At 66.9% G+C, this 17,024-nt stretch carries 15 protein-coding genes; 10 read left to right on the plus strand and 5 right to left on the minus strand.

Annotated features, from left to right (window positions below; translation table 11 throughout):
- Positions 1–84 precede the first annotated feature (84 nt).
- From LDO14_RS09915 to LDO14_RS09940, 6 genes are all read left to right on the plus strand, one after another.
- On the plus strand, positions 85–747 hold the full coding sequence (locus LDO14_RS09915; protein WP_134164752.1) for a hypothetical protein: 663 nt from the start codon (positions 85–87) through the stop codon (positions 745–747).
- A gap of 91 nt (positions 748–838) precedes the next feature.
- Positions 839–1,624: an ABC transporter ATP-binding protein gene (locus LDO14_RS09920; protein ID WP_018771161.1), complete on the plus strand. Its 786-nt coding sequence runs from the start codon at positions 839–841 to the stop codon at positions 1,622–1,624.
- 21 nt (positions 1,625–1,645) lie between these two features.
- Positions 1,646–2,431, plus strand: coding sequence for a sulfite exporter TauE/SafE family protein (locus tag LDO14_RS09925; protein ID WP_056390288.1), 786 nt, complete (start codon positions 1,646–1,648; stop codon positions 2,429–2,431).
- 7 nt (positions 2,432–2,438) lie between these two features.
- Positions 2,439–3,245, plus strand: a complete 807-nt coding sequence (locus tag LDO14_RS09930; protein WP_223995081.1) for an RNA methyltransferase — start codon at positions 2,439–2,441, stop codon at positions 3,243–3,245.
- Positions 3,246–3,412: 167 nt separating this feature from the next.
- Positions 3,413–3,670: a type B 50S ribosomal protein L31 gene (locus LDO14_RS09935; protein WP_018771158.1), complete on the plus strand. Its 258-nt coding sequence runs from the start codon at positions 3,413–3,415 to the stop codon at positions 3,668–3,670.
- 97 nt (positions 3,671–3,767) lie between these two features.
- On the plus strand, positions 3,768–4,865 hold the full coding sequence (locus LDO14_RS09940) for a biotin/lipoate A/B protein ligase family protein (protein WP_018771157.1): 1,098 nt from the start codon (positions 3,768–3,770) through the stop codon (positions 4,863–4,865).
- A gap of 110 nt (positions 4,866–4,975) precedes the next feature.
- Here the strand turns inward: LDO14_RS09940 and pepN are convergent, their stop codons facing one another.
- Both pepN and LDO14_RS09950 read right to left on the minus strand, forming a co-directional pair.
- A complete protein-coding gene (pepN, locus tag LDO14_RS09945; protein WP_223995083.1) occupies positions 4,976–7,594 on the minus strand; it encodes an aminopeptidase N in 2,619 nt (872 codons plus the stop codon).
- A 33-nt stretch (positions 7,595–7,627) separates the two neighbouring features.
- Entirely contained in the window at positions 7,628–8,683 is a 1,056-nt protein-coding gene (locus tag LDO14_RS09950; protein ID WP_223995085.1) for a putative sulfate exporter family transporter, read from the minus strand.
- Between the two features lie 113 nt (positions 8,684–8,796).
- On the opposite strand from LDO14_RS09950, the gene LDO14_RS09955 reads away from it, so the two are divergent.
- From LDO14_RS09955 to LDO14_RS09965, 3 genes are read left to right on the plus strand one after another with little or no spacing between them, the layout of a single operon-like run.
- The gene (locus tag LDO14_RS09955; protein ID WP_056390300.1) at positions 8,797–10,353 is read left to right on the plus strand and encodes a circularly permuted type 2 ATP-grasp protein; all 1,557 of its coding nucleotides are present in this window, start codon (positions 8,797–8,799) and stop codon (positions 10,351–10,353) included.
- Between the two features lie 60 nt (positions 10,354–10,413).
- Complete coding sequence (locus LDO14_RS09960; RefSeq protein ID WP_013600945.1) at positions 10,414–11,340, plus strand: alpha-E domain-containing protein; 927 nt, start codon at positions 10,414–10,416, stop codon at positions 11,338–11,340.
- Entirely contained in the window at positions 11,337–12,188 is an 852-nt protein-coding gene (locus tag LDO14_RS09965) for a transglutaminase family protein (protein ID WP_018771153.1), read from the plus strand. Before LDO14_RS09960 ends, LDO14_RS09965 begins: the two co-directional genes overlap by 4 nt.
- Before the next feature lie 51 nt (positions 12,189–12,239).
- Here LDO14_RS09965 and LDO14_RS09970 read toward each other — a convergent pair whose 3' ends face one another.
- The 3 genes from LDO14_RS09970 to glgC all read right to left on the minus strand — a co-directional run bounded on the left by LDO14_RS09970 (position 12,240) and on the right by glgC (position 15,676).
- The gene (locus tag LDO14_RS09970; RefSeq protein ID WP_026266057.1) at positions 12,240–12,710 is read right to left on the minus strand and encodes a pyridoxamine 5'-phosphate oxidase family protein; all 471 of its coding nucleotides are present in this window, start codon (positions 12,708–12,710) and stop codon (positions 12,240–12,242) included.
- Between the two features lie 18 nt (positions 12,711–12,728).
- On the minus strand, positions 12,729–14,180 hold the full coding sequence (locus tag LDO14_RS09975) for an SDR family NAD(P)-dependent oxidoreductase (protein WP_223995087.1): 1,452 nt from the start codon (positions 14,178–14,180) through the stop codon (positions 12,729–12,731).
- An 86-nt stretch (positions 14,181–14,266) separates the two neighbouring features.
- Positions 14,267–15,676: a glucose-1-phosphate adenylyltransferase gene (gene glgC / locus LDO14_RS09980; protein WP_018771150.1), complete on the minus strand. Its 1,410-nt coding sequence runs from the start codon at positions 15,674–15,676 to the stop codon at positions 14,267–14,269.
- Between the two features lie 102 nt (positions 15,677–15,778).
- Here glgC and glgA point away from each other — a divergent pair, with 102 nt between their 5' ends.
- A complete protein-coding gene (gene glgA, locus LDO14_RS09985; RefSeq protein ID WP_043425351.1) occupies positions 15,779–16,984 on the plus strand; it encodes a glycogen synthase in 1,206 nt (401 codons plus the stop codon).
- Positions 16,985–17,024 lie beyond the last annotated feature (40 nt).

A 17,024-nucleotide genomic window follows, 5' to 3' on the forward strand; every position in this document is an offset into this window, starting at 1 on the left:
GCGGATAGCGCCGGCACTGCTGCCGGGCCTACCATAATCGTGGCTGGGTTTCCGACGGACGCGTCCTGACACCAGGAGACACAGATGGACCAGCCAACCACGATTCCCGGCGACAGGACCGCAGCAGTGTGCGCCTACGCCGCGGCAGCCGCCGGGGCCCTGGGCGCGGTGACCCTGGGGGCTATGTACGCCGTCGAGGTCCCCCGGGGCGGCCCTTACGTATTCGGCACCATCAACGACGCCACCGGCGCTGCGTTCAACGTGCTGGCCATTCCGGTCATCCTTCAAGTCCACCGAAGGGCGCCCCGTGCGGTGTGGACGGAGCCAATGACCTGGCTCACGGTTTCAGCCTGCGCTGCAGGTGCTGCCAGTTCCGCACTGCTTGTCCTGAGATTGCTTGATTTCAACACTTCCACCGCTGTTTCCGTCGCGTCCATCACCCTGCAGGGCGCGTGGTTCCTGGCCATCCACGCCCGGCTGCGCAGGGTGGAGGACTATCCGCGCAGCCTGTCCGGATTGGGGCGCGCCATCGGCGGTGGAATGCTGTTTGGATTTGCCTTGGCTGCAGCAGGCTTCTCCGTGGAGCGGCCGGCGTGGCTGCGGAAGGCACTGATGGCGGCCGGGGCAGCGGCGGCGGGCGCAGCGTGGCTGGCCTGGCCCTACTGGTATTACAGGGCAGGGCAGTACTTGGGCGGCAGGCTGCGTTCCGGAACTGTGCCGGCGGCCGGAGCCCAGGACGGCGGTTGAGGGCAAAGCCGGCGCCAGCCGGAGACTGCCACTTAGGGGGCCTTCACACCGGTTATCAGTCATCTTGTTTTTTGTCCTAGTGTCTACTCCTATGAGTGATGTTCTGGAACTGGACTCCGTCAGCGTTGTCCGAGGTAAGAAAACCCTGCTGGACAAGGTTGACTGGCAGGTCAATGAAGGCGAACGGTGGGTCATCCTGGGCCCCAACGGCGCCGGCAAAACCACCCTCCTCCAGATCGCGGCGGCCCGGCTCCACCCGAGCAGCGGCACCGCAGGCATCCTCGACGAAGTCCTGGGCCGCGTCGACGTCTTCGAACTCCGCCCGCGCATCGGCCTCTCGTCCGCAGCCCTCGCCACCCAGATCCCCGAACAGGAGAACGTCCTGAACGTGGTGGTCACCGCGGCCTACGGCGTCACCGGCCGCTGGCGCGAAGGCTACGAGCGCGACGACGAACGCCGCGCGTTCCGTCTGCTGAACGACTGGGGCATGGGGCCGCTCCTCAACAGGACTTTCGCCACCCTGTCCGAAGGCGAGCGCAAGCGCGTCCAGATCGCCCGGGCCCTCATGACGGACCCCGAACTGCTCCTCCTGGACGAGCCGGGCGCCGGCCTGGATCTGGGCGGCCGCGAAGAGCTGGTCCACAAGCTGGGCGAACTCGCCAGCGACGAGGCCGCGCCGGCCATGGTCCTGGTCACGCACCACCTCGAGGAAGTCCCTCCGGGTTTCACGCACGCCATGCTGCTGCGTGACGGCGGCGTGGTGGCCGCCGGTCCCATCACCGAGGTGCTGACCGAAGAGCACCTGAGCACCACTTTCGGCCTGCCGCTGTCGGTGACCGAAAACGCCGGGCGCTACACCGCCACAGCCCGCCGCTAGAGCAGGCCTGCGCCAACTACCTTGGAACTCTTCAGCAGCATCATTGTGTTCATCGCCGGCCTGTGGGCGGGCACCATCAACGCGGTGGTCGGGTCCGGCACCCTGGTCACCTTCCCGGTGCTCATCGCCCTGGGCGTGGCCCCGGTGGTGGCCTCCATGAGCAATGCCATGGGCCTGGTGGCGGGGACCGCTGCCGGCGCCTTCGGGTACCGGCGCGAGCTGGCCGGCCGGGGACGGCAGGTGCTGCGCCTGCTGCCGGCATCGGTCCTGGGCGGCGTCTCCGGCGCCTGGCTGCTGCTGCACCTGCCGGAGAAGGTGTTCCACTACGTTGCGCCGGTCCTCCTGGTCCTGGCGCTGCTGATGGTGGTGTTCCAGCCGCGGCTCCAGGACTGGGTGCGCAACCGCGAGGCCAACCCGGAGCACGCCGTCCGGGACAAGCGCCACGGGATCCTCCTCATAGTGCTGGTGTACCTTGCCGGCGTGTACGGCGGCTACTTCGTGGCTGCCCAGGGAATCCTGCTGGTCGGAATCCTTGGTGTCTTCCTCACCGGCACCATCCAGAACGCCAACGCCATGAAGAACATCCTGGTGCTCGGCGTCAACATGGTGGCGGCCATCTCCTACCTGCTGTTCGCCTTCGACCGGATCAACTGGCTGGTGGTGCTGCTCATTGCGGTCAGCTCCACCATCGGCGGCCTGCTGGGCTCGAAGGTAGGCCGGAAGCTTTCGCCGCGCGTCCTCCGCGCGGTGATCTTCAGCCTGGGCATCGTGGCGCTGGCCGTCATGACCGCCAACCTGCTGAAATAATCACCCGGTGACCTTCCACTACCTCGACTCTGCCGATGACCCGCGGGTCAGCGACTACACCACCCTGACGGACGTACACCTCCGCAAGCTCCGCGAACCCGCCGAGGGAATGTACATCGCCGAGTCGTCGAGGGTCCTTCGCAGGGCGCTGGCTGCGGGCCACCAGCCGCGCTCGTTCTTCCTGGCGGAGAAGTGGATGGCGGACCTCGGCGACGTCTTCCAGGCATATCCCGACGTCCCGGCCTTCATTGGCTCGGCAGCCCTGCTGGAGGAAATCACGGGTTTCCACCTGCACCGCGGCGCCATGGCGGCCATGCAGCGCCCTGCGCCGGTGCCGCTGCCGGATCTCCTGGCCGGAGCGCGGCGCGTGGCCGTGCTGGAGGACATCGTGGACCACACCAATGTGGGCGCCATCTTCCGTTCTGCCGCGGCGCTGGACATCGACGCCGTCCTGGTCTCACCCCGGTGCGGGGACCCGCTGTACCGGCGCAGCGTCAGGGTCAGCATGGGCACGGTGTTCCAGGTTCCCTGGGCGCGCCTGCAGGACTGGCCGGGCGACCTCCAGGTGCTCAAGGACCACGGCTTCACGGTTGCCGCACTGGAGCTGACGCCGGACGCGGAGGACGTCGACGCCGTCGCCTCGCGCAACGTGGACAGGCTCGCCCTGGTGCTTGGCACCGAAGGCGCCGGCATGAGCCCCCAGACCCTCGCCGCCGTCGACCTCGCCGTCAAAATCCCCATGCGCAACGGTGTGGATTCCCTCAATGTTGCTGCCGCCTCGGCCGTGGCGTTCTGGGAGCTCCGGGCGCGGTAGGGGTAGGCGAAGCCGCAGGTGAACCGGTTCGTCAGCCCCTCCCGCATCCGCTATGATGGATAGCTGGTTGTCCTGCTTTTTCAGCTTCGGCTGATGCAACAGATCCCAGCCATCCCATTCATACCTGGCAGCTGGCAAAATCCAGCTGCGCGAACAAAGGTCCCATTATGAAGTCTGATACACACCCGAAGTATGAAGCTGTTGTCTTCAACGACCTGGCCTCCGGCACCAAGTTCCTGACCCGCTCCACCGTGTCTTCCAACAAGACCATCGAGTGGGAAGACGGCAACACCTACCCGGTCATCGACGTCGAAATCTCTTCCGAGTCCCACCCGTTCTACACGGGCAAGCAGCGCATCATGGACTCTGCAGGCCGCGTAGAGCGCTTCAACGCTCGCTTCAAGGGCTTCGGCGGCAAGAAGTAAACTTCTTCCCCAAGGTCTGATGGAATGCCCGCACCGGCAACGGCGCGGGCATTCCGCTTTTAACCGTGCACCCGTTTTCTGGGGCAGGATGGAAAGCATGACCGAGCCGCATATTCCTGCCCATGATGCCGCCAGCAACCAGCGCCTGCACGGCGAGTACAAGGTTCCGGGCGGCAAGCTCGTGGTGGTTGACCTGGCCGTGGTGGACGGTGCCTTGTCCGGCGTCTCCGTCAGCGGGGACTTTTTCCTGGAGCCGGACGAGGCACTGGAGGACATTAACCGCGCACTGACCGGCCTGCCGGACACCACGCCCGCCAAGGACCTCGCAGCCGCCGTCACGGCCGCACTGCCGGCCGGAGCCGTGCTGTTCGGCTTCTCCGCGGACGCCGTTGCCGTCACCGTCCGCCGTGCCCTGGCCAAGGCAACCTCCTGGGGAGACCACGAGTGGAACGTCATTGCGCCTACCGTGCTTCCCACCGAAATCAACGTTGCCCTGGACGAGGTGCTCACCGAGGCCGTCGGCGCGGGGGCTCGCACGCCCACGCTGCGGTTCTGGGACTGGCAGGAGCCGTCCGTGGTCATCGGCAGTTTCCAGTCCGTGCAGAACGAGGTGGACCCCGACGGCGTCGCCAGGCATGGCATCAACGTGGTCCGCCGGATCAGCGGCGGGGGAGCGATGTTCATGGAGGCCGGCAACTGCATCACGTATTCGCTCTACCTGCCGCAGACCCTGGTGGACGGGCTCAGCTTCGCCGACTCCTACCCCTTCCTGGACGCGTGGGTCATGGCCGCACTGGAACGGCTTGGCATCAACGCCTTCTACATCCCGCTTAATGACATTGCCACGGACCAGGGAAAAATCGGCGGCGCCGCACAGAAGCGCCTGGCCAATGGCGGCATGCTCCACCATGTCACCATGAGCTATGACATCGACGCCGACAAAATGGTGGAGGTCCTGCGGATCGGCAAGGAGAAGCTCTCCGACAAGGGCACCCGCAGCGCCAAGAAGCGGGTGGACCCGCTGCGGCGCCAGACGGGCCTGGCACGCACGGCGATCATCGAGGCGATGATGGCGGTCTTCAGCGAGCGTTACGGGGCAACGCCGTCAGAGCTGGCGGGACACGAACTGGCGGCCGCCGAGGAACGGGTGGCCGCCAAGTTCGGCACCAGGGAATGGCTCCATAGGGTCCCGTAACCGGGCAGCGCCCTGGCCTTAGGGTTCGATGCGCAGGGACCGCCCGTGCGCACCGGCCCCGGCCTTCACTGCGCAAGACGGGTCCATTGGCACCGCGGTTAGCGCTCAGATTACCCGGCGGCCTGCGCGGTGAGTCCCCGCAGCAGGTGGCTGCGCTGCTCGATGATGATCCTGCGCAGGGCGTGCGGTGCGTCGGGGTTGGCGGCCAGCCAGTCGTCCGTCCGGCGGACCACCGGGTGGTCTTCGGGGCGTGTGCCCGCCGCCAGGTCCTGCGCTGCGGGATAGAGTCCGCGGACAATCCGGCTGGCGATTTCGATGCTGCGCTCATCCCAGACAGTGCGCAGGCAGTCGAAGTACGGCTCCACGTACGGCTCCAACAAGGCCGGCGGCGCGGTGGTGAAGCCGGTGATGGTGGCGGTGAGGAGCTGGTTGGAGAGCTCATTCCCCTGGACCGCGGCCTGCCAGGCTGCTGCCTTGACCTCCGGGTCGGGGCGGGATGCCATGGCAGTTGCGTGTCCGGCCCGGCCTGAGGCCGTGGTGTCCCGCGCCAGCTCGGCGTCGAGCCCGGCCGCGCTGGCCTGCCCGTTGGCGGCCAGCGCATGCCAGAGCTGCCAGCGCAGCTCGGCGTCCACCGCCAGGCCCTCCACGGGGAACGTGCCGTCCAGCAGGCCGCGGAGCCGGGGGAGCGCTGCTGCATCGTGCCGGCTGAGGGTGGCAAGGGTGCGCGCCCAGGCAAGCTGCGCGTCGGAGCCCGGGACCGCCCGGTCCAGCTCCGCTATGGCTGCCGCCAGGAAGGAAGCACGAACACTGTCACGGGCGTCCGCCGGGGTGAAGCGTTCGACGGCGGTAGTTGCATTGTCCAGGATGTTCAGCAGCACCCCGATGCCCGTCTCAGCCGGACCGAAGGCGGCCACGGCTTCAACATATTGGCTCGCCGGGCTTTCGCCGTCGCGGGCGGAATTCCACAGTGCAGTCCAGCAGAGGGCGCGGGCCATGGGGTCCTTGATCCGGTCCAGGGATGCACGGACCGTGGCTTCCGACACCGGATCAAGCCGCACCTTGGCGTACGTCAGGTCCTCGTCATTGACCAGCAGGAGTGCCGGCCGCGGCCGCCCGGCGAGCTGGGGGAGCCCGGTCCGCGCGCCGGCCACGTCCGTTTCGATGCTTCCGGTCCGCACCAGTGCGCCGTCGGGGTCAAAATCGTAGGAGCCCACCCGGAGGCGGTGGGGGCGCAGCTCCTCACGTCCCGTCACCGGGTCCACTGCTTCCTGGACGATGGCCACCCGGCCCGGCACGCCGTCGTCGTCCTTCCCGCCGGCGGATCCGAGGTCCAGGGACAAGCGGGAAATTCCGGAGGTCTGCAGCCACTGCCGGGCCCATTCGGACAGGTCCCGCCCCGAGGCGGCAGCCAGGGCCGCGAGGAGGTCGGCCAGGGATGTGTTGCCGTAGGCGTGCTTCCGGAAGTACTCCCGCGACCCGGCGATGAAGGCGTCGAAGCCGACGTAGGCCACCAGCTGCTTGAGGACCGAGGCGCCCTTGGCGTAGGTGATCCCGTCGAAGTTCTGTTTGGCAGCCTCAAGGTCCGGGATGTCCGCCACGATGGGATGGGTGGTGGGGAGCTGGTCCTGCACGTAGGCCCATGCCTTGCGTTTGTTGGCGAAGTTGACCCAGGCCGTGTCCCAGTCCGTGGCCCGGTCAACACCGAGCGTTCCCATGTAGTCGGCAAAGGATTCCTTCAGCCACAGGTCATCCCACCACTGCATGGTCACCAGGTCGCCGAACCACATGTGCGCCATCTCGTGCATGAGCGTGTTAGCCCGCGCCTGGTACTGGGCGTCCGTGGCCCGCGACGTGAACACGTAGCTCTCCGTGAAGGTGACGAGCCCCGGGTTCTCCATGGCGCCGAGGTTGTATTCGGGGACGAACGCCTGGTCGTACTTGCCCCAGGGGTAGGGAAAGTCGAAGAGGCGGTTGAAGAAGTCGAGGCCCTTCTTGGTCAGGCTGAAGAGCTGCGCGGTGTCGAAGGAGTCCGCCATGGACGCGCGGCAGTAGAGGGCGAGCGGGACGTCCAGGCTGGTGCCGTCGTCGAGCGTGGCCTGCCAGCGGTCCTCGGCCTTGAAATACGGACCGGCCAGGACCGTGGTGATGTACGTGGACATGGGCAGGGTGGTGGCGAAGTCCCAGCACGCGGTGGCCGGATCGCTGGTCAGCAGGGTGCGGTTGGCCTCGGCGCCGTTGGAGGCAACGTGCCACCCGGCAGGGGCCATCACATGGAAGATGAAGGTTGCCTTCAGGTCGGGCTGTTCGAAGTTCGCGAAGACCCGGCGGGCATCGGCGGGCTCGTACTGCGTGTACAGGTAGCACTGGCCGTCCGCGGGGTCCACGAACCGGTGCATGCCTTCGCCGGAGCGGCTGTACAGCGCTGTTCCGGTGACCGTGACCTGGTTTTCGGCCCGCAGGTTGTCCAGCCGGATCCGTGCGCCGTCCACCACGTCGTCCACCCGCAACCCCTTGCCGTTGAGGAACACGCTGTGCACGTCGCTGCCGATGAAATCCAGGAACGTGGTGGCACCGGGATTTGCGGTGAAGGTGATGACGCTGCGGCTGGTGTACCCGGGGACCGCCGGATCCGCTGCCTGCCGCACATCCAGGGAGATGTCGTAACTGGTGGTGCTGACAAGAGCTGAACGTTCAGCGGCTTCACGGCGCTGCAGATTCTCATGTGACACCCGGCTATCTAATCACGGTGCTGATTCATTGGCTCAGCCGGCGATCAGGAAGGCGGCACCCAGGCCCAACACGGCGATCAGGAGCCAGGACGCGAGGGCCGCCAGGAGTGCCTGCCCGCCCGTGTGGAGCAGGGTGCGGATCCGCACCGCAGAGCCAAGGCCAAACAGGGCCGCACCCAACAGGATGTCCTGCAGCGTGGCCCCGAGGTCCAGCCAGCCGCCGGACAGCCAGCCCGTGGAGCGCAGGCCCACCATGGCAACAAAGCCCACCACGAACAGCGGCACCAGCGGAGGCATTTCCGCTGTCACGCCCTCGGCGCCCAAGGCCCGCACGCCGTTGCGGTGATGCGCACCCGCCAGGGCGGCGACGGGCGCCAGCAGCAGCACGCGGGTGAGCTTAACGACGACGGCGACCGCCAGGGCAGCGGTACCTGCGGTTTGCGCCGTGGCCACCACCTGGCCCACGTCGTGGACCGACGCGCCGGTCCACGCCCCGAAGACTGTGGCCGTGAGTCCCAGGGGCTGGGCGAGGAGGGGCAGGACGCCGATGGCCAGCGTCCCGCAAAGGGTGACCAGGGCCACGGGCAGGACGGTTTCCACATGCCGGATGCGCCGGACCGCGGCTATGGCGCCAATGGCGGAGGCACCGCAGATGGAGAATCCGGTGGCCACCAGCAGTGACGTCACGGGCGGGAGGCGGAACAGGCGCGAGATCGCGTACGTCCCGCCGAAACTGGCGGCCACGACGCCCACGATCAGGACCAGTGCCAGCCACCCCAGGCCCAGGACGTCCATGACACTGACCTTCAGTCCAAGGAGTACGATTCCACCGCGCATCAGGTGCTTGCCGGCGAAGTCCAGTCCCGGGCGGGCCCGGCCCGCCGTCCAGCCGCCGGCACCGGGCAGGTTGGCGGCGAGCACGCCGAGGACCACGGCCAGGGTCATGGCAGGAAGGGCCGGCAGCAGCCCATGCACCAGGAACGCCGCCGCGACGGCGGCAGCGGCGGTCAGCAGACCCGGAACCAGCCGGGCAATCCCGGGTCCGGAACCGCCGTGGCCCGGCGCTGGAAGGCTTCTGCTGACTGGCACTCACCTACTGTGCCCGACAGTGCCCGTAAAGTACGAACCGGGCCATTGGCGCCAACACGCCAGAATGGATGGCAGTAATGAATTCGAAACAAAAAGATGGTTGGCTATTGGACATGTCAGACCTATTCCAGGATTATTCCGAGGCCGCAGGCCGCACCGGAGCCTACGACGAGATGTTCGCCCCGGGGCAGCAGGCCAGGGACTCGTACGGGCAGGTGGCGGACGCGCTCCGGAAGCTCTCCCTGGCGGACGTCAGCGCACGCGCCGACTCCATGGCCCGCACCTTCCTGGACCGCGGGGTGACGTTCGACTACGCGGGCGAGGAGCGGCCCTTTCCGCTGGACATCGTTCCCCGGGTCATCCCGGCGGCCGAATGGGACGTGCTGGAAAAGGGCGTTGCCCAGCGCGTCCGCGCCCTGGAAGCTTTCCTGAACGACGTCTACGACAAGATGACCGTGGTGTCCGATGGCGTGATCCCGCGCCAGCTGGTGACCACCAGCGCCCACTTCCACCGGCAGGTCCACGGCTTCGAGCCGGCAGGCGGGGTCCGGGTCCACATCTCCGGCATCGACGTGGTCCGCGATGCCGCGGGCACTTTCCGGGTCCTGGAGGACAATGTCCGCGTCCCTTCCGGCGTCAGCTACGTGCTGGAGAACCGGCGTGCCATGGCCAAGGGCCTGCCCGAGGCCTTCGGCCAGCAGCTCATCCGGCCCGTCGAGGAATACCCGCGCCGCCTGCTCTCCGCCCTGCGCAAGACCGCACCCGCGGGCGTGGACGATCCCACCGTCGTCGTCCTGACGCCCGGGGTGTTCAACAGCGCCTACTTCGAACACACCCTCCTGGCCGGCCTGATGGGCGTTGAGCTGGTGGAGGGCCGCGACCTGATCTGCCGCGGAAACCGCGTCTACATGCGCACCACGGCCGGTGAACAGCGCGTGGATGTCATCTACAAGCGGATCGACGACGACTTCCTTGACCCGCTCCAGTTCCGCTCCGATTCCATGCTCGGCTGCCCCGGACTGGTGAATGCCGCCCGCGCCGGCGGCGTTACCATCGCCAACGCGGTGGGCAATGGCGTGGCCGACGACAAACTGGTTTACAGTTACGTGCCTGACCTGATCCGCTACTACCTCAGCGAGGAACCCATCATCGCCAACGTGGACACCTTCCGCCTGGAGGAAAAGGAGGCCAGGGAGTACACCCTGGACAACCTCGCGGAGCTGGTGGTCAAGCCCGTTGACGGTTCCGGCGGCAAGGGCCTGGTCATCGGTCCGGATGCCTCCAAGGACGAACTGGACGCCCTCCGGCAGCGGATCATCGCGGACCCCCGCGGCTGGATTGCCCAGCCGGTACTGCAGCTCTCCACCGTTCCCACCCTGGGCGGGGACAAATTCGGCCCGCGGCACGTGGACCTGCGGCCCTTTGCCGTGAACGACGGCGACAACGTCTGGGTGCTCCCGGGCGGCCTGACCCGCGTGGCACTGAAGGAAGGGTCCCTGATCGTCAACTCCAGCCAGGGCGGCGGATCCAAGGACACCTGGGTCCTGGCCGATTCACCCCAGATGCCGGTGGAAACCGTGCCCCGGCAGTCCGTCACGGTCCGTGAACGGGTCTCCGTGTGGCCGGTGGAAAGCAACTGGCGCGACCGCCAGTCGGAGCAGCAGCAGTGAGCCGCGCCGCCGCCGGGCATTTCCCTTTCACTGTTCCGGGCACGCTGGAGGTAGCCGCGAATGCTTAGCCGTATTGCCGAGTCCCTGTTTTGGATCGGCCGCTATGTCGAACGGGCGGACGGAACCGCCCGCATCCTTGACGTTCACCTGGAACGCCTGAACCACCTCCCCATGGAGGAGCGCAAGAGCGTGGCCCAGGAACTGCTGGCGGTCATGGGTGCCCGGCCGCAGAGCGAGGACTTCGGCCTGCCGGAACTGCTCCATGCCCTGGCCTACGACAAGACCAGCGCCACGTCCATCGCCGGCTCCCTGGGTGCTGCCCGTGAGAATGCCCGCCGTGCCCGCGAAACCGTGTCCTCGGGCCTCTGGGAGAGCCTGAACACCACCTATTACGGCTTGAGCCAGCACCGCAAGGACGTGGTGGGCACCTACCGCTTCTGCAACTGGACCCTGGAGCGCACCGCCATGGTCAGCGGCCTTGCCGACACCACAGTGAGCCATGACGAAAGCTGGCTCTTCCTGGTCCTGGGCCGTTCGCTGGAACGCGCGGACATGACGGCCAGGATGCTGTCCACCCGCGACGTGCTCTCCGCCGGCATGTCCTGGGTCAACATGCTGCGCTGCGCCGGTGCCTATGAATCCTTCCTGCGCACCCGCCGGGCGGCATTCGGGGACCAGCACGCCGCGGAGTTCCTGCTGCTGGACCGGCTGTTCCCCCGCTCCATCGTCTACGCGCTGCGGGACGCCGACGAGTGCCTGGCCAAGCTGGACCCGTCCGCGCAGCGGGTGGGCTTCATCAACGACGCCCGCCGCATCGTGGGGCAGGCCCGGACCTTCCTTGAGTTCCACCGGACGGATGACCTCATGTCCGAACTGCCCGAGCACATGGAGCGTGTACAGAAGGCAGTGTCCCAGGCCTCGGATGCCATTTCCCGTAAGTACTTCAATCAGGCGGACGAACTTGCCTGGGTGGGAGAAGTGTCATGACCCGGTTGAGCATCGTCCACAGGACGGCCTACAAGTACAACAAACGGGTGACCCTGTCCTACAACGAGGCCCGGATGACGCCGCTGACGGATTCGCAGCAGGTGGTCCTGGAGTCCGTGGTGAAGGTGTCCCCGTCCCAGGCTGCGGTGAGCACGTACCGCGACTACTGGGGGACCAGGGTGACCGCGTTCGACATGCAGATGCCGCACGAGAACCTCGAGGTGGTCTCCAACATCACGGTGGAAGTCCACCGTGCCGAGAAGATCCCGGCTGAAGCGGACATCGTGGGCTGGGACGTCCTTGCCTCCCCGGAGACGCTGGACGCGTTCAGCGACTGGCTGCCGCAGTCCCGGCTGAGCGGGCCGGGCGACGAAGTGCTGGGCATCATCCCGGACGTCGTGGCCGGGAAAAACCCGCACGAGGCCGCCATGGCCGTCTTTGCCTGGATGCGGGGGGAGATGACGTACATGTCCGGCTCCACCGCCGTCACCACCAATGCGGAGGAAGCCTGGGGCCAGCGCCAGGGCGTGTGCCAGGACCTGGCGCACCTGGCCATCGGTGCCCTGCGAAGCTGCGGCATTCCGGCCCGCTATGTGTCCGGCTACCTGCACCCGCGGTCCAGCGCCGGCATCGGCGAGACCGTGGCCGGGCAGTCGCACGCGTGGCTGGAATGGTGGGACGGTGACTGGCGCAGCTGGGATCCCACCAACCACAAACCCGCCGGCGACTTCCACGTCACGGTGGCCCGCGGACGGGATTACCGGGACGTGCCACCGCTCAAGGGCATCCTGTCCGGAGGCGGCGGGTCCGCCTTGAAAGTCAGCGTGGAGATCACGCAGCTCGCCTGAGCCACGTCAGGTTCCCCGGCTTCCATCGCCGGGGAACCCGGGCCGCCGGCTCTATTCCGGCGCCGTCCTGGCGGTGCTGCTGATCTGGGTCCACCATGTCATCGGATCAGTGACCTTGAAGCGGCGGCCCGTGACCGAGTCCGGGGTGATGCGCACGAATGCGTCCTTCCGCCCCGACTGCCACGGGAAGAGGTACAGGCGGGAGGTCTCCAGCACCTCCTCGGTGCTCTTGACCAGGGCGGCGGTGCCCTTGATCACCACGCTCCATGCCAGGCCCGTGTCGGCGTCCACACCGTCCGCCTCCACGGCTACTGCGGCATCGTCGCCGGTCGCCGCCGAGAGTTTGGTTCCCTGGCCGGTCCGGAAGACCAGCGTGCCGCCGTCCACCGTGTAGTTCACCGGGAAGATGTCCGGGCGTCCCTCAACCAGTACTGCCAGCCTGCCCACGGACACGGTACGCAACAGGGCCCAGCATTCATGGTGTTCGAGGTTCTGCACTTGGGTAGATGACTCGTTGCTCATGCGGTGAGCATACGCCCTTCACCAAGGGCTGGGCTTGTAATCCTTCAGGAAGACACCGTACTGGTCCTCGCCCTTTTCGCCCATGACGATTGGATCGTAAACGCGGGCCGCGCCGTCTACCAGGTCCAGGGGTGCGTGGAAGCCTTCCTCCATGAGCCGGACCTTGGTGAAGTGGGGACGTTCGTCCGTGATCCAGCCGGTGTCCACCGCGGTCATCAGGATGCCGTCGGTGTCCAGCATCTCCCGGGCGCTGGTGCGGGTCATCATGTTCAGCGCGGCTTTGGCCATGTTGGTGTGCGGATGTCCCGGGCCCTTGTAGGCGCGGGAGAACTGGCCCTCCATGGCTGAGACGTTCACGATGTACTTCCGCCGTGCGGAGGAGCGCTTCATGGCCCCGCGCAGGCGGCTGACCAACAGGAACGGCGCGGTGACGTTGCAGAGCTGCACCTCGAGCATCTCGAGGGGATCCACTTCGTCCACCACCTGGGTCCAGCTGTTGATGGTGGCAAGGTCCGGGACCAGGCCGCCGGCGTCGATGGCGGTCCCCGAAGCGATCCGCTCCAGCGACGCGGATCCGGTGGACAATGCCAGTGATGTGATGGCGTCGCCGGCCAGGACCGGATGTTCGGTGACGCTGCCTGCAAGCGCCAGCGGGTGCTTGTCATGGGCATGGCCGAAGGTCAGCAGTTCGGGGCCGCCGTTGGCCGCTTCAAGCGCCGCGGGCAGCGGCTCGTCCTCGGCGTCCACCAGCGGCTTGTAGGCGTTGCCGGAGCGGCGCACGGTCTGGGCGGCGTTGTTGATGATGATGTCCAGTGGACCGGCCTCGTTGAGGGAGTCGGTCAGTGCCATGACCTGGGCAGGATCGCGCAGGTCGATGCCCACGATCCGGAGCCGGTGCAGCCATTCGCCGCTGTCTTCCATGGCGGCGAAGCGCCGGGCCGCATCCTTGGGGAAGCGGGTGGTGATGGTGGTGTGCGCCCCGTCGCGCAGCAGCCGGAGGGCGATGTACATCCCGATCTTGGCGCGGCCCCCGGTCAGCAGGGCGCGGCGGCCGGTCAGGTCGGTCCGGGCGTCGCGCTTGCTGTGGCTGAAGGCAGCGCATTCGGGGCAGAGCTGGTGGTAGAAGGCGTCCACCTGCGTGTAGTGCTGCTTGCAGATGTAGCAGGGGCGGGACCGGATGAGGTGGCCCGCAATCTTGCCGGTGGCTGAGGGCGCCAGCTTGTTGCCGCGGGTCTCGTCATCGATCCGGTCCGGTGCGGCGGTGGCCGTCTGGGCAATGACGGCCCGGTCGGCGTCGGCGATCGAGTCGCGCTTGGTGACCCTGCGGTGGCGCTTGACGGCCTTGAACATCTTTCCGGTAGCGCGGCGTACCGAGATGTAGTCCGGGTGCTCCTCGTCATAGGCGTGGATGGTGTTCAGGACCTTGAGGCAGGCCTGGATGTCCTCAGGGGTCAGATCGGGGGAGCTCATTGGGGAAATTTTACAGCGTACGCCGCAGGCCGGGACACCATCAGCGGTGTCCCGGCCTGCAGGATGCCTTTGGGGAGGGCCCGGGGTCAGGAAACCCTGGCGCCGGGCGCGGCTTCCGCGGCCGCGGCGGCGTGCGTGTCAGCCACCTTGTCCGCGGCCTCGCGCATGTTCGGGTACTGGTCCGTGGCGGCCTTCACGGCGTTGGGCAGCTGGCTGAGGTGCCGTGCAGCGAGCCGGCGTTCCTCTTCGCCCGGCTCAGGGACTTCCTGGCCCTTGGCAAGGACAGTGATGCCGGAATCGGTGACTTTGAAGCCGCGGGCGCGGTCAAGGTCCGGATCCAGTCCGATGGCGGCACCAGCTGGCACCTTGACGTTCTTGTCCAGGATGGCCCGGTTGATCACTGCCCCTTCGCCCACCTGGACCTTGTCCATCAGTACCGAGTCGATGACCCTGCCGCTGGTGGCCACGTATACGTCGTTGGACAGCACGGAGCCTTCCACCACGCCGCCGGAGATCACCACGCCGCTGGAGACGATCGAATCCAGCGCCGTGCCCACGGTGTTGTTCTTGCCGCGGACGAACTTGGCCGGCGGGGAAATGCTTTGCCGCGTGTAGATGGGCCATTCGGAGTTGTAGAGATTGAACACCGGCAGCGGGGAGATGAGGTCCATGTGGGCGTCGTAGAAGGAGTCGATGGTGCCAACGTCGCGCCAGTAGGTGCGGTCGCGTTCGGTGGAGCCGGGGATGTCGTTGAGCGTGAAGTCGTAAACGCCGGCCTCGCCGCGGTTGACGAAGTAGGGAATGATGTCCCCGCCCATGTCGTGCTTGGTGTCCAGGCGCTCAGCGTCCACGTGCAGCGCAGCCACCAGGGCATCGGCGTCGAACACGTAGTTGCCCATGGAGGCCAGGAACTGTGAAGGATCGGCAGCCAGGCCGGGCGTGGAGGACGGCTTCTCAACGAAGGCGGCGATCTTCTGGGGATCGTTCTGGTCCACTTCGATGACGCCGAACTGGTCGGCCATGTGCAGCGGCTGCCGCACTGCCGCCACCGTTGCCTTGGCACCGCTGTTCACGTGCTGTGCCACCATCTGGGCGAAGTCCATGCGGTACACGTGGTCGGCGCCCACCACCACAACAATGTCCGGGTTGGCGTCGTGGATGAGGTTCAGGGACTGGTAGATGGCGTTGGCGCTGCCCAGGAACCAGCTCTTGCCTACGCGCTGCTGGGCGGGAACCGAAGCGATGTAGTTGCCCAGCTGGGTGGACATCCGCCACGTCTCGGAGATGTGCCGGTCGAGGCTGTGCGACTTGTACTGCGTCAGCACCACGATCTGGAGGTAGCGGGAATTGACCAAGTTGGACAGCGCGAAGTCGATGAGGCGGTAGCTGCCGGCGAAGGGCACGGCGGGCTTTGCCCGGTCTGCCGTCAATGGCATCAGCCTGTTTCCCTCGCCACCTGCGAGGACAATGGCCAGGACTTTTTTCGTTAACGGCATGATGGTCGCTCCTGTACGCCTTCGTAACTCCCCAAGACAGTCCGGTAGGCCCGGACTCCTTCACACTAGAACAGTTATGCGTGAAGGACTACCTTGGGTCTTGTGCGAATAGACATTGTGACTAAAGAGTTCCCGCCGGAGATCTACGGTGGCGCCGGGGTGCATGTAGCCGAATTGAGCAGGGTGCTTAGCAAGCACGTTGACCTGCAGGTTCGTGCTTTTGGGGCTCCCCGCGACGCCGACTACCATGGCGCGACCGTGACGTCCTACCAGGTCCCGGAGGACCTGGGCGGGGCGAACGCAGCGGTGCAGACCCTGGGCGTGGACCTGCGAATCGTGCCCGACGTCCAAGGCGCGGACCTGGTCCATTCGCACACCTGGTACGCCAACATGGCCGGGCACCTGGCCTCCCTGCTGCACGGTATCCCGCACGTTCTCAGCGCGCACAGCCTTGAGCCGCTGCGGCCCTGGAAGGCTGAGCAGCTCGGCGGCGGCTACGCCCTGTCCTCCTGGGTGGAAAAGACGGCCTATGAAGCGGCTGCGGCGATCATCGCCGTCTCCGAGGGCATGCGCCAGGACATCCTGCGCAGCTACCCCAACGTGGATCCCACAAAGGTCCGCGTGGTCCACAACGGCATCGACGTGGAGCTTTGGCAGCGTGATGAAAACGACGACGCCGTCCGCGCCCTGGGCATCGACCCCGCCAAGCCAAGCGTCGTCTTTGTGGGAAGAAACACACGGCAGAAGGGCGTCCCCTACCTCCTGCGGGCGGCGGCGAAGCTTCCCGCCGATGTTCAGTTGGTCCTGTGCCTCGGCGCCGCCGACACCCCCGAACTGGCAGCCGAAACCGCAGCGCTCATCGAAGAGCTGCAGAAGCAGCGCACAGGCGTTGTCCTGATCGAACGGATGCTGCCGCGCCATGAGCTGATCCAGGTGCTCAGCCATGCCACCGCCTTCGCGTGCCCGTCCATCTATGAACCGCTGGGCATCGTCAACCTCGAAGCCATGGCCTGCGGGGCAGCCGTGGTGGCCAGCGCCACGGGCGGTATCCCCGAGGTGGTTGAGCACGGCCGGACCGGACTCCTGGTGGACCTGGAGCAGGTGACCGACGGCACCGGCACGCCCCTGGATCCTGAAAAGTTCGTCAAGGAGTTCGCTGAGGCCCTCACCGAGGTGGTATCCGATCCCGCACGGGCCCGCGCAATGGGAGAGGCAGGCCGGGAGCGCGCCGAAAAGCACTTCTCCTGGGAGTCCATCACGGAGACCACCCTTGAGGTCTACCGCTCGGTGCTGCCTGCGGCCCGCTGAGCGTACCGCCACGGACGCTTAAGGACGGCAACAACGACGG

Origin of the sequence: Arthrobacter sp. NicSoilB11 (assembly GCF_019977375.1) — a bacterium.
Lineage (GTDB): Bacteria > Actinomycetota > Actinomycetes > Actinomycetales > Micrococcaceae > Arthrobacter.